10 protein-coding genes are annotated in these 20,353 nt (G+C 72.2%); 8 read left to right on the top strand and 2 right to left on the bottom strand.

The window, feature by feature from the left end:
• Positions 1-28: 28 nt before the first annotated feature.
• Positions 29-1,117, bottom strand: coding sequence for an MIP/aquaporin family protein (locus FIC82_RS16100; protein ID WP_253691228.1), 1,089 nt, complete (start codon positions 1,115-1,117; stop codon positions 29-31).
• A gap of 372 nt (positions 1,118-1,489) precedes the next feature.
• Between FIC82_RS16100 and FIC82_RS16095 the strand changes: the two genes are divergently transcribed.
• The 8 genes from FIC82_RS16095 to FIC82_RS16060 all read left to right on the top strand — a co-directional run bounded on the left by FIC82_RS16095 (position 1,490) and on the right by FIC82_RS16060 (position 19,230).
• Positions 1,490-2,707 carry an NADP-dependent isocitrate dehydrogenase gene (locus tag FIC82_RS16095; protein WP_154799177.1) on the top strand — a complete coding sequence of 406 codons (1,218 nt, stop codon included), beginning with the start codon at positions 1,490-1,492 and terminating at the stop codon, positions 2,705-2,707.
• Between the two features lie 113 nt (positions 2,708-2,820).
• A complete protein-coding gene (locus FIC82_RS16090; protein ID WP_154799176.1) occupies positions 2,821-3,807 on the top strand; it encodes a malate dehydrogenase in 987 nt (328 codons plus the stop codon).
• Between the two features lie 160 nt (positions 3,808-3,967).
• Positions 3,968-7,621 (top strand): ATP-binding cassette domain-containing protein, encoded by a 3,654-nt coding sequence (locus FIC82_RS16085; RefSeq protein ID WP_154799175.1) that lies wholly within the window; start codon positions 3,968-3,970, stop codon positions 7,619-7,621.
• 278 nt (positions 7,622-7,899) lie between these two features.
• Positions 7,900-14,091, top strand: coding sequence for a pullulanase-type alpha-1,6-glucosidase (gene pulA, locus FIC82_RS16080; RefSeq protein WP_154799174.1), 6,192 nt, complete (start codon positions 7,900-7,902; stop codon positions 14,089-14,091).
• 139 nt (positions 14,092-14,230) lie between these two features.
• Positions 14,231-14,722, top strand: coding sequence for a GNAT family N-acetyltransferase (locus FIC82_RS16075; RefSeq protein WP_253691227.1), 492 nt, complete (start codon positions 14,231-14,233; stop codon positions 14,720-14,722).
• A 414-nt stretch (positions 14,723-15,136) separates the two neighbouring features.
• A complete protein-coding gene (mmsA, locus tag FIC82_RS16070) occupies positions 15,137-16,696 on the top strand; it encodes a multiple monosaccharide ABC transporter ATP-binding protein (protein ID WP_154799172.1) in 1,560 nt (519 codons plus the stop codon).
• 52 nt (positions 16,697-16,748) lie between these two features.
• Positions 16,749-18,038 (top strand): multiple monosaccharide ABC transporter permease, encoded by a 1,290-nt coding sequence (mmsB, locus tag FIC82_RS16065; protein WP_154799171.1) that lies wholly within the window; start codon positions 16,749-16,751, stop codon positions 18,036-18,038.
• Positions 18,039-18,120: 82 nt separating this feature from the next.
• Complete coding sequence (locus tag FIC82_RS16060; RefSeq protein ID WP_154799170.1) at positions 18,121-19,230, top strand: substrate-binding domain-containing protein; 1,110 nt, start codon at positions 18,121-18,123, stop codon at positions 19,228-19,230.
• 141 nt (positions 19,231-19,371) lie between these two features.
• Here FIC82_RS16060 and purU read toward each other — a convergent pair whose 3' ends face one another.
• On the bottom strand, positions 19,372-20,292 hold the full coding sequence (gene purU, locus FIC82_RS16055) for a formyltetrahydrofolate deformylase (protein WP_168731996.1): 921 nt from the start codon (positions 20,290-20,292) through the stop codon (positions 19,372-19,374).
• Between the last annotated feature and the right edge of the window lie 61 nt (positions 20,293-20,353).

Raw genomic sequence — 20,353 nt, 5'->3', positions numbered from 1 at the left:
GCGGTCCGGGCCCGCCGGGCGTGGGGCGTCAGGCCTTGGGAGCCTCGTCCGTGCCGGTGGCGTCGTCCGCCGCGGGTGCCTCGGGCTCGTCCACCTCGACGACCTCGACGACCTCCTCGACCGCGACGACGTCGCCGTTCTCGTCCGTGACGACGACCTCCTCCTCGACGACGGCCGCGACGGCACCCGCACCGACGGCGCCCGCACCGACGGCGCCGGCCGCGGCGGAGTACGCCGGGGCCTCGGCCCCGGTCAGCGAGACGACCTGGTCCTCACCGAGGAGGTCGTCCTGCTTCGGCGCGAACGCGAACGCGCGGTAGAACAGGCCGGCGATCGCGGCGCCGAGCAGCGGCGCGACCCAGAAGACCCACTGCTGCTTCCACAGGTCGCCGTCGCCGGCGAAGACCGCCGAGGCCATCGAGCGGGCCGGGTTGAGCGACGCGTTGGTGATCGGCGCGGCGACGAGGATGAGCGCGGTGAGCGTGAAGCCGATGACGACCGGCGCGTACTGGACGCTCGCGCGCTTGTCGGTGACGCCGAGGATCACGCCGACGAACACGGCCGTCACGATCGTCTCGATGAGCAGCGCGGCGAGGAGGCCGAACTCGGTGCCGCCCTGCGACGCGGTCGAGAGCGAGGAGAAGCTCCCGTACCCGTTGGCGGTCGCCACGAACATGCCGTTCCGGGTCTCCTGCCCGACGAGGGCGGGGAGCGACGTCGGGACGGTGGACATGAGGACGAGGCCGGCGAGGAGCGCACCGACGAGCTGGGCGACCCAGTAGGGCAGGACGTCGCGCCACGCGGTCCGTCCGCCGACCGCGGCACCGAGCGTCACGGCCGGGTTGAAGTGGCCGCCCGACACGTTGCCCACGGCAGCGGCGCCCGCGATCACGGCGATGCCGCCGGCGAGACCGACGGCGAGGGCGTTCTGCTGGCTGACGAACGCGTAGAGCGCCACACCCACGATCGCGAGGACGAGGAAGAACGTGCCGAAGACCTCGGCGCCGAGGCGCGCGAGGAGGCTGGGCTGGACGACGGCGACGGCCTCGGTCGGCACGGGCCGCGTGTCGTCGACGGTGCCCTCCGGTGCGCCGGGAGCGGTGGTGTCCTGGGACATGATCATCCTGTCTGGTTCGGTGGGTACTTCGGGCGGTCCCGCCCCGGCCGCCACGGTGCGGCACCGGGGGCGGTCGGGACGACGGCACGATGCCTTGACCGAGTGCCCGGCCATTCCGGCATCTGGGGGCATCTTGCCACCACCACCCGGGAGAAGCGTGGAGATCGGCGGTGCCCCGCCTGAGAACGGACGCTCCGTCTCACGATGCGGGCGATCCACGCAGGCCCGGGAAAGTATCTTGACGTCGAGAAGTCGAGTACCCTGGACCGCGGTCAGCAACGCCCCTGTGTGCGACGGACCGGGCCCGAGGGGCCGCCGGCCGCCGTCCGACTCCCGGGGGCACCAGTCCCCGACAGTTGGAGCGATCTGCGCATGGGCAAGATCAAGGTCGTCAACCCGGTCGTCGAGCTCGACGGCGACGAGATGACGCGCATCATCTGGCAGTTCATCAAGGACCGCCTCATCCACCCGTACCTCGACGTGGACCTCAAGTACTACGACCTGTCGATCCAGAACCGCGACGCGACGGACGACCAGGTCACGATCGACGCCGCCAACGCGATCAAGCAGTACAACGTGGGCGTCAAGTGCGCGACGATCACGCCCGACGAGGCGCGCGTCGAGGAGTTCGGGCTGAAGAAGATGTGGGTCTCCCCGAACGGGACGATCCGCAACATCCTCGGCGGCGTCGTCTTCCGCGAGCCGATCATCATCTCCAACATCCCGCGCCTCGTGCCCGGCTGGAACAAGCCGATCATCATCGGCCGTCACGCCCACGGCGACCAGTACAAGTCGACGAACTTCAAGGTCCCCGGCCCGGGCAAGATCACGATGACGTTCGAGCCGGCCGACGGCTCCGAGCCGCAGAAGTTCGAGGTCGTGACCATGCCCGAGGAGGGCGGCGTCGCGATGGGCATGTACAACTTCAACGAGTCGATCCGCGACTTCGCGCGCGCCTCGTTCGCGTACGGCCTCCAGCGCGAGTACCCCGTGTACCTCTCCACGAAGAACACGATCCTCAAGGCCTACGACGGCCAGTTCAAGGACCTCTTCCAGGAGGTGTTCGACGCCGAGTTCGCCGAGGCGTTCGCCGCGAAGGGCCTCACCTACGAGCACCGCCTCATCGACGACATGGTCGCCTCGGCCATGAAGTGGGAGGGCGGCTACGTCTGGGCCTGCAAGAACTACGACGGCGACGTCCAGTCCGACACCGTCGCGCAGGGCTTCGGCTCGCTCGGCCTCATGACGTCCGTCCTCATGACCCCCGACGGCCAGACCGTCGAGGCCGAGGCCGCGCACGGCACCGTCACGCGCCACTACCGCCAGCACCAGCAGGGCAAGCCGACGTCGACCAACCCCATCGCGTCGATCTTCGCCTGGACCCGTGGCCTCATGCACCGCGGCAAGCTGGACGGCACGCCCGAGGTCACCGAGTTCGCGCAGACCCTCGAGGACGTCGTCATCAAGACCGTCGAGGCCGGCCAGATGACGAAGGACCTCGCGCTCCTCGTCGGCCCGGACCAGGAGTGGCTGACGACCGAGGACTTCCTCGCCGCGCTCGACGAGAACCTCAAGGCGCGCCTGGCCTGAGTTCCGGTCAGACCTGCCCGACGGCGGCGCCCCTCTTCGCAGGGGCGTCGCCGTCGTCGTCTTCCGGACGTCGTCGGGCTTCCGAGCGGTTCCCGCTGTGGGAGAGTGAGCGCATGACTTCCCCCGTGAACGTGACGGTGACCGGCGCTGCCGGTCAGATCGGCTACGCACTGCTCTTCCGGATCGCGTCGGGCCAGATGCTCGGCCCCGACACCCCCGTGCGCCTGCGCCTCCTGGAGATCCCGCAGGGCGTCAAGGCAGCGGAGGGCACCGCGATGGAGCTCGACGACTGCGCCTTCCCGCTGCTCGCGGGCATCGACATCTCCGACGACCCGACCGCGGCGTTCGAGGGGACGAACGTCGCGCTGCTCGTGGGCGCGCGCCCGCGAGGCCCGGGCATGGAGCGTGGTGACCTGCTGGAGGCCAACGGCGGGATCTTCAAGCCGCAGGGTCAGGCGATCAACGCGGGCGCGGCGGACGACGTCCGCGTCCTGGTCGTCGGGAACCCGGCCAACACGAACGCGCTCATCGCGGCGTCGAACGCGCCGGACGTGCCGAAGGACCGGTTCACCGCGATGACGCGCCTGGACCACAACCGCGCGCTGACGCAGGTGGCCAAGAAGGCGGGCGTGCCGGTGTCGGAGGTGCGCAAGGTGACGATCTGGGGCAACCACTCGGCGACGCAGTACCCGGACGTCTTCCAGGCGGACGTCGCAGGGACCCCGGGTGCGCGGCTCGCCGAGGACCGTGAGTGGCTCGAGGCGACGTTCATCCCGACGGTCGCGAAGCGTGGGGCGGCGATCATCGACGCGCGGGGGGCGTCGTCGGCGGCGTCAGCGGCGAACGCGGCGATCGACCACGTGCGCGACTGGGTCCTCGGCACGCCCGAGGGCGACTGGACGAGCGCGGGCGTCGTGTCCGACGGGTCGTACGGGGTCCCGACGGGCCTCATCTCGTCGTTCCCGGTGGTGTCCCGCGGTGGGGCGTGGGAGATCGTCCAGGGCGTCGAGCTGTCGGAGTTCTCGCGCGGGCGCGTCGACGCGTCGGTCGCGGAGCTCCAGGAGGAGCGGCAGGCGGTGGAGCAGCTCGGGCTCGTCTGAGCCTGGCTCCGGTCGCGCGGTCCGAGGCACGGTCCGGACCGCGGGACCGGGGACGCTCCGGGGGCCGGACGGGAGCGTCGGTGCGGGGCGTTCGGGGGCGGGTGACCGGGCGGAAAATCGCTGCGCCCGCGGTGGTGCGGCGCCGTAGGGTCGTCGGGCCATGATCGACGCCACCCTGCCGACCGAGCAGCCCCCGAACCCCCCGGCCACCCCGAACCCCACCCCGGCGGCGGGTGCGTCGCGCGCACCCGTCGACCCCGCCCGTCGCTTGGACTGGCGGCGGCTGCGCGGGCCGCTGGCCGTCGTCGCGCTCGCCGCGCTCACGCTCGGTGCGGTCGGTGCCGCGCTCGGGACCGTCATCGCGGGCTGGCTCGCGGACGACCCGACGACGGCGACGCTCCAGCTCCTCGCGCTGTGCGTCGTCGGTGCCGCCCTGCTCGACACGGCGGGCCAGGTCGTGTGGGCCGGGGTCGTGGACCGGGCCGAGGGCCGACTGCGCGGCGACCTGCTCACGGCGGCCCTGCACCAGCCGCTCGCCACGCTCACGGAGCAGGCGGTCGGCGAGGTGCTCGACCGTGTCGACGACGACACGCACGCGGTGGGCACGCTCGTGCGCCGTCAGCTCTGGGGCGCGGGGCGCACCGTCGTCGGCGTCCTGCCGATGTGGGTCGTCGCAGGCCTCACGTGGTGGCCCGCCTGGATCCTTTTCCCGGTGCTCGGCGCCCTGGCCGCCGTGATCGTGCGGCCCATGCTCGGGGAGATCGCGCGCCGCAAGGTGATCGAGGAGGCGGCCTGGACGGACCACGCCGCGGCGTTCGAGGAGTCGGTCGCCGCGCGCGACGACCTGCGCACGAGCCTCGGCCAGTCGTTCGCGGTGCGGCGCCTCGCCGAGCGCTCGGCCGCCGTGCACCGGAAGTTCGAGGCCGTGCTCGTCGTCGAGTCGCGCATGCTCCGGCGAGCGGGCCTCGTGCTCGCGTCGCTGCTCGCCGGCGTCGCCGTCGCGGGCGCCGCGCTCGCCGCGGACGGCGACCTCGGCGTCGACCGTCTCGTCACCCTGTTCCTCGTGACGGCGATGTTCGTCGGGCAGGTGGACAACCTGGTCCACCACCTCCCGGACATCCAGGAGGGCATCGGGGCGCTCACGCGCATCCGGCAGATGCTCGCGGTCGAGCCCGAGCCGACGGGCGGGCGCACGCTGCCCGCCGGGCCGGTCGGGATCGAGCTGCGCGACCTCCACTTCTCCTACGCCGAGGGCACGTTCGCGCTCGACGGCGTGAGCCTGCGGGTGCCCGCGGGCGAGACGGTCGCGCTCGTCGGGCGGACGGGGTCGGGCAAGTCGACCCTGGCGTCGCTGCTGTCGCGCGCGGTCGAGCCGCCGCGCGGCACCGTGCTCGTGGGCGGGGTCGACGTGCGCGACCTCGACCTCCAGGCGCTGCGCGCCGCGGTGGGCGTCGTGACGCAGCGCACCGAGATCCTCGCGGGGACGCTCGCCGAGAACGTCGCGCTCTTCGCCGACGTGCCGCGCGAGGACGTCGAGGCCGCCGTGCGCGAGCTCCGGCTCGACGACTGGGTCGCGGGGCTCCCGGACGGCCTCGAGACGTTGCTCGGTCCGGGCGGGACGTCGCTCTCGGCAGGGGAGGAGCAGCTCGTCGCCTTCGCGCGGCTGCTGGTCCGCGACGTGCAGGTCGTCGTGCTCGACGAGGCGACGGCGCGCATGGACCCGCTCACCGAGGCGCGCGTCGTCGCGGCCTCGGAGCGGCTGCTCGCGGGGCGCACGGGCGTGCTCGTCGCGCACCGTCTCACGACGATCGAGCGCGCGGGGCTCCTCGCCGTGCTCGACCACGGCCGGGTCGTGCAGCAGGGAGAGCGGGCGGCGCTCGCGCGCGTCGCGGGTCCGTACCGCGACCTCCTGGCGGCCAGCGTCGCCGAGGGGGCTGCGACGGGTGCCGGCGGCCCGCGCCCCGACGGAGGCGGCGAGGACCTGCTCGACGGGGCCGGCGGCCCTGAGGGTCCGGGTGCACCCGACGGCGTCGACGCCCCGGCTCCGAGCTCCGCCCCGGAGCCGGACCGCGCTGCGGAGGCCGTCGGCGGTCGTCGCCGGCGGGGTGAGCCCCCGGTCCTCGACGACCCGGGCGACGGCCCGAGCCTCGCGCGCGGCGTGCTGCACGCCCTCTTCGTGCGCCCCGCGTGGGGCGTCGTGGGCGCCGTGCTGTTCCTCGTGGCGAGCCTCGTCTCGGCGCAGGGCGCGGTGACGGGCTTCCTCTGGGGCCGCGCGGTGCAGGACCTCGACGACGGCTTCCCCGCGCAGCAGCTCGTCCCGCTCGCCGTGCTCCTCGTCGTCGCGCCGCTGTGTCTCGCGTGGGCGCTCTACGTCTACCCCCGCTGGTGGATCGAGGTGCTGCTGCGCGTGCGCATGGCCGTCATGGCGGGCCAGACGCGCCAGCACCGTCTCACGGCGACGCCCCCGGGCGAGGTGGTCGCGCGCGCCATGGACGCCGACCGCTTCGTCCGGTACGCGGACCGCTGGGTCGACTTCGTCAACGGCCTCGTCATCGCCGGGGTCACGGCGCTGCTCAGCGGGTCGTGGCTCGCGGGCGCGGTGCTGCTGGCCGTGATGGTCGTGTCTGCGGCGGCGTCCGCGCTCGGGCGCCCGATCGCCGGACGCTCGGCCACGCGGTCGTCGGCGGCGCGCGCCCGGTTCGGGCGCGCGCTGGTCTCGGCGCTCGACTCGGCGCGTACCGTCAAGCTCGCGGCGCGGACCCCCCAGGTGCACGCGCACCTGCGAGACGTCGACGCGGGCCGGGTGCGGGCCGCCGTCTTCGAGCACCGGGTGCAGGCCGCGCTCGACGGTGTCCCGCTCGTCATGATCCAGCTCGGCGTCGTCGCGGCCTGGGCCGGGCTGCTCACCGGGACGTGGGACCTCGCGACCGCGCTCCTGGTCGCCAACGCGGTGACCGGCTTCGGCTGGTTCGGCGTGGTCGCGGGGGCGGTCGTGACGGAGGCGCCCGGCACGCGTTCGTGGCAGCGTGCCACGAGCCGGTTCGCCGCCGGGACGGACCTCATGGACCTGCCGCCCGGCGTCGACCTCCTCACGGGGGAGGCGCCCGTACCCGACCCGGGACCGCGTCGGCCGCTCGAGCGGCTCGACCTGGTCGACGTCACCGCGCTGCACGACGACGGCACGATCGGCGTCCAGGGCGTGGACCTCGCGGTGCGCCGCGGCGAGCTCGTCCTGCTGCTCGGGCAGGTCGGGGCGGGCAAGTCCAGCCTGCTCTCGGCCCTCTCGGGACTCATGGAGCACACGGGCGACATCCGGTGGAACGGGACCGACGTCGTCGACGCACAGACGTTCCTGCGTCCGGGACAGGTCGCCCACGTGGCGCAGGTCCCGCGCGTGCTGTCGGGGTCGTTCGCGGACAACGTGCGGCTCGGGCACGAGCGCGACGTCCACGGCCCGGTCGCGGCCGCGCGCCTGGAGCGCGACGTCGTCGAGGCAGGCGGCCACGAGGCGCTCGTGGGCCACCGCGGCGTCCGGTTGTCGGGAGGGCAGGTCCAGCGCCTCGCGCTCGCGCGGGCGCTCGCGACCGACGCCGAGCTCCTCCTCGCCGACGACGTCTCGAGCGCGCTCGACGCGGCGACCGAGATCGAGCTGTGGACGTCGCTCCGGGAGCGGGGGACCACGGTCATCGGCGCGACGTCGAAGCGGGCCGCGCTCGCGCGGGCGGACCGCGTGGTCGTGCTCGACGAGGGCCGTGTTGCCGAGGTCGGGCCGTGGCGCGACCTGGCGCCACGGTGGGGGCACCTCGCGGGCTGATCTCCCGCTCCCGGTCGAACCCGGGGTCCCTCCTCACCGGACGTGTTCCGTGGGGGGCGGCCCCGGGTTCGCCGTCGTCTGGGGGCGGTGAGGCGGCGGGCGCCGGACCGGTTTCTGACTCTTGCTGCAACTTTCTGCAAGCAGTACAGTTCGGCTCAGCCGTACGCTGAGAAGCCGCGGTCGACGTCGCCCGCTGTCGGTCGCCGTCGTCCGCGTCCACCGGTTCGTGCCAGCTCATGCCTGCGGCCCCGCACCAGCCACCGGACGAGGGAGTCCTCATGACCTCCACGCCGCGACGTCGCCGCGTTCCGCGCACCCCGTCGCCCTACCCATCCGACCCGTCGCCCCGCCGCTCGCGCGGGGCTCGCACGACGGCGTCGGTCACCGCCGTCGCGGTCGCCGCCGCGAGCCTCGCGGGCGTCACGCTCGCCGCGTTCGCAGCCCCCGCCGCGGGGGCCGACGAGCGCACGCTCGCGCTCGTCGGTGACCTCCAGTCCGAGCTCGGCTGCGCGGCCGACTGGGACCCCGCGTGCGCCGCGACAGAGCTCTCACCGACCGACACCGCGGGCGTGTGGTCCGCGGACTTCGACCTGCCCGCGGGCACGTACCAGTACAAGGTCGCGTACGACGACGCGTGGGACGAGGCCTACGGGCGCGACGGGAGCCAGGACAACGCGCCGCTCGTGCTCGGCGGCGACGCGACCGTGCGCGTCTCGTTCGACGAGTCGACGCACCGCATCGCGCTCACGCCGCTCGGGCTCGCCGGCGGCTACGACGAGGCGCAGGACGCGGGGCTCGTCGTGCCCCCGGTGCGCCAGCCCGGGTCGGACGAGCGCTTCTACTTCGTCATGACCGACCGGTTCGCCAACGGTGACACCGCGAACGACGCCGCGGGCCTCGGCGACGACCCGCTCGTCTCCGGCTACGACCCGACGAACAAGGGCTTCTACCAGGGCGGCGACATCGCCGGCCTGCGGCAGAACCTCGACTACGTCGAGGGTCTGGGCACGACGGCGATCTGGCTCACGCCGTCGTTCAAGAACCAGCCGGTGCAGGGCACGGGCGCCGACGCGTCGGCGGGCTACCACGGCTACTGGATCACCGACTTCACCCAGATCGACCCGCACCTCGGCACCAACGCCGAGCTCGAGGCGCTCATCGACGAGGCGCACGACCGCGGCATCAAGGTCTACTTCGACATCATCACGAACCACACGGCCGACGTGATCGACTACGAGGAGAAGCAGTACTCGTACGTCGACCAGGCCACGTCGCCGTACCGCGACGCCGAGGGCGCCGTGTTCGACCCGGCGGACCACGCGGGCACGGGCGAGTTCCCGGCGCTGGACGCCGCGACGTCGTTCCCGTACACGCCGGTGGTCCCCGCGGGCAAGGAGGACCTCAAGGTCCCGGCCTGGCTCAACGACCCGACGCTCTACCACAACCGCGGCAACTCGACGTGGACCGGGGAGTCGGTGACGTACGGGGACTTCGACGGCCTCGACGACCTCATGACCGAGCACCCGACGGTCGTCGACGGGTTCGTCGACGTCTACCAGGACTGGATCGACCTCGGGATCGACGGCTTCCGCATCGACACCGTCAAGCACGTGAACTTCGAGTTCTGGGAGACGTGGACCACCGAGGTCCTCGACTACGCGCACGCGCAGGGCAAGGACGACTTCTTCATGTTCGGCGAGGTGTACGACGCCGACGCGGCGAAGCTCTCGCCCTACGTGCGCAAGACCGACATGAGCTCGACGCTCGACTTCACGTTCCAGTCGGCCGCGACGAGCTTCGCGAGCGGCAACAGCGCCAAGGGCCTCGCCTCGCTCTTCGCGAGCGACGACATGTACACGACGCCCACGACGAACGCGCAGGCGCTGCCGACGTTCCTCGGCAACCACGACATGGGGCGCGTCGGGTACATGCTCGCGAGCACCGACGACCCGCTCGCGCGCGACGAGCTCGCGCACGACCTCATGTACCTGACCCGCGGGCAGCCGGTCGTGTACTACGGCGACGAGCAGGGCTTCGCGGGGACGGGCGGCGACAAGGACGCCCGCCAGACCCTGTTCGCGACGCAGGTCGACGAGTATGCCGACCAGCCTCTCGTCACCGGCGAGCAGGCGGGCAGCGTCGACCGCTTCGGCACCGACGCGCCGCTCTACGCGCACATCGCCGAGCTCGCCGCGCTGCGCGAGGCGCACCCGGCGCTGGCCGACGGCGCCCAGGTCGAGCGCTACGTCGAGAACGGCGCGGGCGTGTACGCCTTCAGCCGGGTGGACCGCGCGGAGAAGGTCGAGCACCTCGTCGCGCTGAACAACGCGGCGGAGGACCGGACGGCGACGTTCACGACCCTCACGCCCGGCGCCTCGTACGAGGTGCTCTACGGTGAGTCGGCCCAGCCCGTCACCGCCGACGTCGACGGCGTCGTCACCCTGACCGTCCCGGCGACGGGCACCGTCGTGCTGCGGGCCGACCGCGAGGTCGGCGCGGACTCGTCGGGCGAGATCGCGGTCACCGTGCCGCGCGCCGGGGGAGCGGTCACCGGGGTCGCGCCCGTGACGGCCACGGTCGACGCCGATGCGTGGGCCGAGACGTCATTCGCGTGGCGCGAGGTCGGGAGCGCCGAGTGGCAGCCCCTCGGCACCGCCGAGGACACGGCGCCGCGCGTCTTCCACGACGTCGCGGGCCTGGCCGAGGGCACCCTGGTCGAGTACCGCGCCGTGACGACCGACGCCGACGGCGACCGCGCCGCCGCGTCGACGTTCGCGAGCGTCGGGGTCGACGTGAGCGGGGTCGTGGGCGAGGAGCCCGAGCCCGAGATCGACCTCGTGACCGTGCCCGGGAGCCACAACGCGGCCATGGGCTGCGCGGGCGACTGGGCCCCGGCGTGCGAGGCGGCCAAGCTCACGAAGCGCGCCGACGGCGTCTACGCGGGCACGTTCGACGTCCCGGCCGGGACGTACGAGTACAAGGTCGCGCTCAACGGGTCGTGGACGGTCAACTACGGAGTCGGCGGCGTACAGGACGGCGGCAACGCGACGTACACGACGACCGGCGGCCCGGTCACGTTCTACTGGGACCCGGTGAGCAAGGACTTCTCGAGCACCGCGCAGGGCCCGATCGTCACCCTCCCGGGCTCGTTCCAGGACCAGGTCGGCTGCCCCGCCTCGTGGGCGCCGGACTGCCTCGCGTCCTGGCTCAGGGACCCCGACGGCGACGGCACCTACACCTGGTCGACCGACCGCCTCGCGGCCGGCGCGTACGAGGGCAAGGTCGCGCACGGCCTGAGCTGGGCCGAGAACTACGGCGTGGGTGGCGCGCCCGACGGGGCGAACTACCAGTTCTCCGTGGGCGACGGCGAGAACGTCACGTTCTCCTACGACCTCGCGACCCACGTCCTGACCGTCGAGGTGGCGAACCCGCCGCTGCCGGGGACCGGGCAGCAGGCCGCGCACTGGGTCCGTGAGGGCCTGGTCGCCTGGCCCGCGGAACTCGGCGCCGGGTCGGAGTGGACCCTGTGGGCGGCGCCGGACGGCGGGATCTCCGTCGCCCCAGGCAGCGCGGACGGCGAGGTGCAGGCACCGGAGGGGACGGCGTCGTACACGCTCGAGGTGGACCCGGCGGGCCTGCCCGACGACGTCGCCGCCGAGTTCCCGGCGCTCGCCGGGCACACCGCGCTGCGCGTGCTCGACGACGGCGAACCGCTCGACCGTGCCGCGGCCGAGGCCGCGCTCACCGGCCAGCTCCTCGTGACCCGGGCCGACGAGGGCGTCCTCACGGCCGCGACCGGCGTCCAGGTGCCGGGCGTCGTCGACGACCTGTTCGCCGAGGACGCGGCCGAGCGCGAGCTCGGAGTCTCCTGGCACGCCAACGGCAAGTGGGCGTCGTTCGCGCTCTGGGCGCCGACGGCGAAGGCCGTCTCGGTGCTCGCCTGGCCCGCGGGGGCGTCGCTCGACGACGACCCGCGCCGGTTCGAGGCCGCGCGCCAGGCCGACGGCACGTGGACGCTCGACGGCAAGGCGGCCGACAAGAAGCTCGGCGGTGCGGACGTCGGGTGGAAGGGCGCGCGCTACCTCTACGAGGTGCGGGTCTACGTCCCGAGCACGGGGAAGGTCGAGACGAACGTCGTCACCGACCCGTACTCGGTCGGGCTCACGCTCGACTCCACGCACTCGGTGGCCGTCGACCTCGACGACCCCGCGTTCCGCCCGAGCGTCTGGGAGGGCACGCCCGCCCCGGTCGTCGAGCGCGCGGTGGACCAGACGATCTACGAGCTGCACGCGCGCGACTTCTCGATCTCCGACGAGACGGTCCCCGCCGAGCGGCGCGGCACCTACCTCGCGTTCGCCGAGCAGGACTCGGCCGGGATGACGCACCTGCGCGAGCTCGCGGACGCGGGCCTCACCACGGTGCACCTGCTCCCGACGTTCGACATCGCGTCGATCCCCGAGGACCGGGCCGCCCAGAAGACGACGGGTGACCTCACCGGGTTCGCGCCCGACTCGCCCGAGCAGCAGGCCGCGGTCGCGGCGGTGCAGGGCGAGGACGGCTTCAACTGGGGCTACGACCCGTGGCACTTCAGCACACCGGAGGGGTCGTACGCCCTCGACGCGGACGGCGGCGCGCGCGTCGCGGAGTTCCGCACCATGGTCGGGTCGCTCCACGACGCCGGGCTCCAGGTCGTGCTCGACCAGGTGTTCAACCACACCGCGGCGAGCGGGCAGGACGCGAAGTCGGTCCTCGACAGGGTCGTGCCGGGCTACTACCACCGGCAGAACCCGACCACGGGCTCCGTCGAGACGAGCACGTGCTGCCAGAACGTCGCGACCGAGCACGCGATGGCGGGCAAGCTCATGGTCGACTCGGTCGTCACGTGGGCGAAGGACTACCGCGTCGACGGGTTCCGCTTCGACCTCATGGGTCACCACTCGAAGCAGAACATGCTCGACGTCCGTGCCGCGCTCGACGAGCTCACGCTCGCCGGGGACGGCGTCGACGGGAAGAGCGTCTACCTGTACGGCGAGGGCTGGGACTTCGGCGAGGTCGCGGGCAACGCGCTGTTCGAGCAGGCCACGCAGGGCCAGCTCGGTGGCACGGGCATCGGGACGTTCTCCGACCGGCTGCGCGACGCCGTGCACGGCGGCTCGCCCGTCGACGGCGCGTCGACCTTCACGCAGGGCTTCGGCACGGGCCTCGCGACCGACCCGAACGGGCAGCCCGCCCGGGCGGGGGAGCCGGGGACCGTCAACGACGGCTCCGCGGACGAGCTCGCCGACCTCGGCCACCAGACCGACCTCGTGCGCCTCGGCCTCGCGGGCAACCTGCGCGACTACACGCTCCTCACGTCCACGGGCGAGGAGAAGCGGGGCGACGAGATCGACTACCGCGGAGCGCCGGCGGGCTACGCCGACTCGCCCGAGGAGGTCGTGACCTACGTCGACGCGCACGACAACGAGACGCTGTTCGACCTGCTCACGCTCAAGCTCCCGGCGGACACGCCGATGGACGAGCGCGTGCGCATGAACACGGTCTCGCTCGCGACCGCCGCGCTCTCCCAGACGCCGTCGTTCTGGCACGCGGGCACGGACCTGCTGCGGTCCAAGTCGCTCGACCGCAACAGCTACGACTCGGGCGACTGGTTCAACGCGATCGACTGGACCGGTCAGGACAACGGGTTCGGCAAGGGCCTGCCGATGGCGGCCGACAACGAGGACAAGTGGTCGCTCATGGCACCGCTCCTCGCGGACCCCGCGCTCAAGCCGTCGGCCGACGACATCGCCACCGCGTCGACGCAGGCACAGGACCTCCTGCGCCTGCGGCACTCGACCGAGCTCTTCCGGCTCGGCGACGCGGACCTCATCCGGGAGAAGGTCACCTTCCCGGGTGCCGGGACGGACCAGGTCCCGGGGGTCGTCGCGATGTCGGTGGACGACACCGTGGGCGCCGACGTCGACCCGGCCCTCGACGGCCTGCTCACGGTGTTCAACGCCTCGCCGGACGAGGTCGCTGTCCCGCTGTCCGCGCTGGTGGGCCGCGAGTACGTGCTCTCGCCGGTCCAGGCCGAGGGGAGCGACGCCGTCGTGCAGGGCACCACGTGGGACGCGGCCTCCGGGACCGTCACGGTCCCGGCGCGCACCGTCGCGGTGCTCGTCGAGCCGCAGGCGGCCGGCGAGCTGCCCGTCACGGTCGAGGTCCAGCCTCGCTGCCTCGCGGGGAAGGCGTACGTCGCGGTCCGCGCGACGAACGACGGCGCCGTCCCCGTGGACCTGACGCTGTCCACGCCGTTCGGCGAGAAGGGGTTCTCGAAGGTCGCGGCCGGGAAGAACGCCTACCAGTCGTTCGCGACCCGCCAGAAGGCGGTCACGGCCGGCGAGGCCACGGTGACCGCCACCGCGGTGGTCGACGGCGAGGAGGTCACCTCGACCTTCACCGTCACCCATGAGGAGCTCACCTGCTCCTGAGCCGACCGCCGAGGTAGAACCCTGGTCCGCCGAGGTAGAACCTTGGTCCTCACCAGGGTTCTACCTCGGCCTACCCCGGTTCTACCCCGGCGGAGTCGGGTTCTTCCCGCGAGACGACCGGGTGCTACGGTCGCGAGCCGTGACCACCGCGCCCCAGCCCGCCGTCCCCCCGACGGCGGGTCTCGTGTTCCGTCCGGCCGTCGCCGCCGACCTGCCCCGCGTCGTCGCGCTCATCGCGGACGACGCCATCGCGCGCGCCCGCACGGGGGAGGTCGGTCCCGAGCACGAGGCGGCGTTCGCCGCGATCGACGCGGACCCGCAGAACGAGCTGGTCGTCGTCGAGCTCGACGGCGAGGTCGTCGGCACGATGCAGCTCACCGTGATCCCGGGGATCTCCCGGCGCGGCGCGTCGCGCCTCCTCGTCGAGGCGGTCCGCGTCGACCGTCGACTCCGTGGGCAGGGCGTCGGGCGCGCCATGATGACGTGGGCCCACGCGTGGGGTGAGGAGCGCGGGTGCGCGCTCGCCCAGCTCACGTCCGACAAGCAGCGGGCCGACGCCCACCGGTTCTACCGGTCGCTCGGTTACGAGCAGTCGCACGAGGGCTTCAAGCGCCCGCTCCCGCCTCGCTGAGTCACAGGTCGGCGCCTCCGTCGAGCAGACGGACACCGCCCCTGACGACGCTCTGACGCGCGCTCTCCGACCGGGACCGCCGCATCCTCCTCCTGCCCGCGTGGGAAGACTGGGCGCGGCACCCACGAATGCTCGGGAGCGGTTTGCGACAGTCGGTTGGAGCGCTCTCACGTCTTCAGATCGTGACCGCTTGGGAGCGTTCCCGCGTGTTTGCGCTCACATCGTGGGGCATATGTCTGCGCTGTCATGGGACCAAGGTCGCTGTTTGGTCACGGTTCTGTCGATCCTTGCGTTCAGGAGTTGACGCCAAGAACGTGACCGGCATAACGTCAGGCCCGCTCGGACGGCGCTGAGGGTGTCCGGGTCCGCGGCGCGTCGGTGCGCCGCGAGCTGTCCTCGGCAGGAGGAGGTCCGATGACGGACGACCGCGTGATCCTCGAGATGCGGGGCATCACCAAGGAGTTCCCGGGCGTGCGCGCCCTCGACGACGTGAACCTGCGCGTCCGTGCGGGGGAGATCCACGCGATCTGCGGGGAGAACGGCGCCGGCAAGTCGACGCTCATGAAGGTGCTCTCGGGCGTGTACCCGCACGGGACCTACTCGGGCGACATCTACTACGACGGCGCGGAGGTCCAGTTCAAGGACATCCGGTCGAGCGAGCACGCGGGGATCGTCATCATCCACCAGGAGCTCGCCCTCATCCCCGAGCTCTCGATCACCGAGAACATCTTCCTCGGCAACGAGGTCAAGGGTGCGTTCGGCATCGACTGGGGCGCGGCCCGCCAGCGCGCCGAGGAGCTCATGGCGCGCGTCGGCCTCCAGGAGTCGCCCGACGCCCAGATCAAGAGCATCGGCGTCGGCAAGCAGCAGCTCGTCGAGATCGCCCGCGCCCTCGCCAAGGACGTGCGCCTGCTCATCCTCGACGAGCCGACGTCCGCGCTCAACGAGGAGGACTCCGAGCACCTGCTCGACCTGCTGCGCGGCCTGCGGTCCAAGGGGCTGACGAGCATCATGATCTCCCACAAGCTCAACGAGATCGAGGAGGTCGCCGACTCGATCACGATCATCCGCGACGGTCGCTCGATCGAGACCCTCGACGTCCAGGGCGACGCCGTCGACGAGGACCGCATCATCCGCGGCATGGTCGGCCGCTCGCTCGAGTCGCGCTTCCCGGCGCACACGCCGTCCATCGGCGAGACCTTCTTCGAGGTCGAGGGCTGGACCGTGGAGCACCCCGAGGTGCCGGGCCGCTACGTGTGCAAGGGCTCGACGTTCCACGTCCGCCGCGGCGAGATCGTCGGTTTCGCCGGGATCATGGGCGCCGGCCGCACCGAGCTCGCGCGGTCGCTCTTCGGGCGGTCGTACGGGCGCTACAAGTCCGGCGTCGTGCGCATCGACGGTCGCGAGGTGTCCATGCCCACGGTGCTCTCGGCCATCGAGAACCGGATCGCCTACGTCCCCGAGGACCGCAAGGCGCTGGGGCTGAACCTGCTCGACACGATCCTCGGCACGATCCAGGCGGCGAACCTGCCGCGCATCGCGAAGGCGGGCGTCATCGACCAGGACGCGGCGTTCGTCGCGGCCGAGTCGTACCGCAAGGCGTTCTCCATCAAGGCGCCGAGCGTGCACGAGGGTGTCGCCAAGCTCTCGGGCGGCAACCAGCAGAAGGTCCTGCTCGCCAAGTGGATGTACACCGAGCCGGAGCTCCTCATCCTCGACGAGCCGACGCGCGGCATCGACGTGGGCGCCAAGTACGAGATCTACGGCCTGGTCCAGAAGCTCGCCGACGCGGGCCGCGGCGTGGTGGTCATCTCGTCCGAGCTGCCCGAGCTCCTCGGCCTGTGCGACCGCATCTACACCGTCTTCGAGGGGCGGATCACGGGCGAGGTCCCCGGGTCGGAGGCGACCCAGGAGGGGCTCATGCGCCTCATGACCGGGACGCCCGGCGACGCACCCTCCGACGCGGCCGCCTGAGCGCGTCCCCCCAACCAGCCACCGCATCGCAACCGAGAAGGAACCACCGACGATGTCGTCCATCAAGCAGCTGCTGAGCGGGGGAGCGCGCCAGTTCGGCATGCTCTTCGCGCTCCTCGCCCTGATCATCTTCTTCCAGGTCGCCACGGGCGGGCGGGTCCTCACGCCGAGCAACGCGCAGAACCTGCTCAACGGCAACTCCTACATCCTCATCCTCGCCATCGGCATGGTCCTCGTGATCATCGCGGGCCACATCGACCTGTCCGTGGGGTCGGTGGCCGCGGTGACCGGCATCATCGTGGCCCTCGCGATCCGCGACTGGGGCATCCCGTGGTGGCTCGGCATCCTGCTCGGGCTGAGCGTGGGGGCGATCATCGGCGCGTGGCAGGGGTTCTGGGTCGCCTACGTCGGTATCCCCGGGTTCATCACCACCCTCGCCGGCATGATGCTCTTCCGCGGCCTCAACCAGTTCATCGGCGACTCGAACACCGTTCCCGTCCCGCAGGAGCTCCAGACGCTCGGCGGCGGCTACCTGCCCGAGTGGGGGCCGAACACGGGCCTCAACAACTCGACGCTGCTGCTCGGGATCGTCGCGATCGCGTTCGTCGTGTGGTCCGAGCTCCGCCGCCGCGCGAGCGCCCGCAAGCTCGGCGCCGAGCCGGTCCCGACCTCGGTCGCCGTGACCCGCGTCGTGCTCTTCAGCGCCGTGATCGCCTACCTCACGTACCTCTACGGCTCGGGCCGTGTCGGCACGTCGTTCCCGGTCCCCGCGCTCGTCCTGGTGCTCCTCGTCGTCGTCTACCAGTTCGTGGCGTCGCGGACCATCACCGGTCGCCACGTCTACGCGGTGGGCGGCAACCGGGCGGCGGCGGCGCTGTCCGGCGTGAACATCAAGCGCACCAACTTCTTCGTCATGATGAACATGTCCATCCTCGCGTCGCTGGCCGGGATGATCTTCATCGGCCGCTCGACGGCCTCCGGCCCGTTCGACGGCAACATGTGGGAGCTCGACGCGATCGCGGCGGTCTTCATCGGCGGGGCCGCGGTCTCCGGCGGCGTGGGCACCGTCGTCGGCTCGGTCATCGGTGGCCTCGTCATGGCCGTCCTCAACAACGGTCTCCAGCTCATGGGCGTCGGTTCCGACCTGACCCAGATCATCAAGGGCCTCGTGCTGCTCGCCGCCGTCGCGTTCGACGTCTACAACAAGGTGCAGGGTCGGCCGTCGATCATCGCGCTGATCTTCCCGTCGCGGCGCGACAAGGGCACGGGTGCCGTCACGGGCGCCGACGACCTCCAGCCCGAGGTCCCGGTCGAGGCCGGGGCCACCGCCGCCAAGGGCTGACCTGACCGATCAATCACGTCCCACCCACCGCACGACCCCTGACCGCATCCGACGACGGATGCCCGACAAGAAAGTGGTACCCATGAAGAAGCTCACCACGACGCTCCTGGCGCTCACCGCCGCGAGCGCGCTCGTGCTCAGCGGCTGCTCCTCCGACCGCGGGGGCGAGTCCGGTGGCGGCGAGACGACCGGCGGCGAGTCCGCGGCGGCCGGCTTCGAGGAGGGCGCGACCATCGGTGTCGCCCTCCCGCAGAAGACGTCGGAGAACTGGGTGCTCGCCGAGCAGCTGTTCAACGACGGCCTGACCGAGGCCGGCTTCAAGCCGATCGTGCAGTTCGCCAACGGCGGCGTCTCGGAGCAGCAGAGCCAGATCGACGCCATGGTCGAGCAGGGCGCGAAGGTCATCATCGTCGGCGCCGTCGACGGGTCGCAGCTCGGCAGCCAGCTCAAGAACGCCAAGGACAACGGCGCGACCGTCATCGCCTACGACCGTCTCGTGAAGAACACGGACGCCGTCGACGAGTACATCGCGTTCGACAACTTCCAGGTCGGCGTGCTCCAGGGCGAGGCGCTGCTCCAGGGCCTCGCCGAGCGCAAGGGCGAGGGCCCGTACAACATCGAGCTCATCGCCGGCTCGTCCGACGACGCGAACTCGACGCCGTTCTTCGAGGGCGCCATGAGCGTGCTCGACCCGAAGATCGAGGACGGCACGCTCGTCATCCCGTCCGGCCAGACCTCGTTCGAGCAGGTGTCGACGCAGGGCTGGAAGGCCGAGAACGCGCAGAAGCGCATGGACACCGTGCTGTCGGGCAGCTACTCCGACAAGGAGCTCGACGGCGTCCTGTCACCGAACGACACGCTCGCCCGCGCGGCGCTCACGTCGGCCAAGCAGGCCGGCAAGGAGACCCCGGTCATCACCGGCCAGGACTCCGAGGTCGAGTCGGTCAAGTCGATCGTCGCGGGTGAGCAGTACTCGACGATCTACAAGGACACGCGCAAGCTCGTCGAGGAGTCGATCAACGCGGTGAAGGCGCTCCAGGCGGGCGAGGAGCCGGAGATCAACGACACCGAGTCCTACGACAACGGCGTCAAGGTCGTCCCGGCCTTCCTCCTCGAGCCGGTCATCGTCACGCAGGAGAACGCGGCCGAGGTCTACGCGGGTGACCCCACCCTCGAGGAGCTCACCAAGTGACCCGTTCGCTCTGAGCGACCGGGAGGCGGCGGCGTACCGGCACGCGGCCGCACGACGGCCCCCGTCACGTCCTCGGACGTGGCGGGGGCCGCCGTCGTGCAGGGGGCGTTGCCGGCGCCGGGAGCGGGCGAGAGCCGCGGCTCAGCGGAAGACGACGGTGCGGTGCCCGTCGAGGAGCACACGGTGCTCCGCGTGCCAGCGCACGGCGCGCGCGAGCGTCTGGCGCTCGACGTCCTCGCCGATCGCGACGAGGTCCTCGACGCGGCGCGAGTGGTCGACGCGCTCGACGTCCTGCTCGATGATCGGGCCCTCGTCGAGGTCGCCCGTCACGTAGTGCGACGTCGCGCCGATGAGCTTGACGCCGCGGTCGTGCGCCTGGGCGTACGGGCGCGCGCCCTTGAAGCTCGGCAGGAACGAGTGGTGGATGTTGATGATGCGCCCGGGCATCTCGCGGCACAGCTCGTCCGACAGGATCTGCATGTAGCGCGCGAGGACGACGAGCTCGACGTCGAGCTCGTCGACGAGCCCGCGCAGCCGCGCCTCGGCGTCGGCCTTGGTGTCGCGCGTGACGGGCACGTGGTGGAACGGCTTGCCGTAGAACGTCGCGATGTCCTCGAGGTCGCGGTGGTTGCCGACGACGCCGACGACCTCGATGGGCATGCCCTGGGAGCGCTCGCGGTACAGCAGGTCGACGAGGCAGTGCGGTGCCTTGGAGACCATGAGCAGCGTGCGGATGCGGCGCCCGACGACGTCGAGCTGCCACGTCATGGCGAACCGGGCCGCGACCTCCTCGACCGCGCGCTCCAGCTCGGCGCGCTCCGCGGCCGCCGTGACCTGCACGCGCATGAAGAACAGCCCCGAGAGCGGGTCGCCGAACTGCTGCGACTCCGTGATGTTGCCGCCGAGCCGCGCGAGGGCCCCGGCGACGGCGTGCACGATCCCCGGCCCGTCCGGGCACGAGAGCGTGAGGACCCAGTGCGTGGGGTCGCCGGTCGGGGGCTGCGCGGTGCGGAGCGCCGAGGTGTCGGGGACGTCGGCGCCACGGGGATCTGTCGTGGACACCCCTCAGAGGGTAGCCGCGTCCGGGCGGTGACGAGGCCGCCGTCCGGCGGCCTGACATCAC

This window comes from Cellulosimicrobium protaetiae, from assembly GCF_009708005.2.
GTDB lineage: Bacteria > Actinomycetota > Actinomycetes > Actinomycetales > Cellulomonadaceae > Cellulosimicrobium > Cellulosimicrobium protaetiae.
The sequence above is the reverse complement of the archived record's forward strand: the minus strand, read 5'-3'. Positions and strand labels throughout refer to the sequence as shown.

What these genes read in the sequence shown, in the direction of transcription:
- FIC82_RS16100 (WP_253691228.1), bottom strand. Translation starts at nt 1,117, where the DNA reads ATGTCCCAGGACACCACCGCTCCCGGCGCACCGGAGGGCACCGTCGAC.
- FIC82_RS16095 (WP_154799177.1), top strand. Translation starts at nt 1,490, where the DNA reads ATGGGCAAGATCAAGGTCGTCAACCCGGTCGTCGAGCTCGACGGCGAC.
- FIC82_RS16090 (WP_154799176.1), top strand. Translation starts at nt 2,821, where the DNA reads ATGACTTCCCCCGTGAACGTGACGGTGACCGGCGCTGCCGGTCAGATC.
- FIC82_RS16085 (WP_154799175.1), top strand. Translation starts at nt 3,968, where the DNA reads ATGATCGACGCCACCCTGCCGACCGAGCAGCCCCCGAACCCCCCGGCC.
- pulA (WP_154799174.1), top strand. Translation starts at nt 7,900, where the DNA reads ATGACCTCCACGCCGCGACGTCGCCGCGTTCCGCGCACCCCGTCGCCC.
- mmsA (WP_154799172.1), top strand. Translation starts at nt 15,137, where the DNA reads ATGACGGACGACCGCGTGATCCTCGAGATGCGGGGCATCACCAAGGAG.
- mmsB (WP_154799171.1), top strand. Translation starts at nt 16,749, where the DNA reads ATGTCGTCCATCAAGCAGCTGCTGAGCGGGGGAGCGCGCCAGTTCGGC.
- FIC82_RS16060 (WP_154799170.1), top strand. Translation starts at nt 18,121, where the DNA reads ATGAAGAAGCTCACCACGACGCTCCTGGCGCTCACCGCCGCGAGCGCG.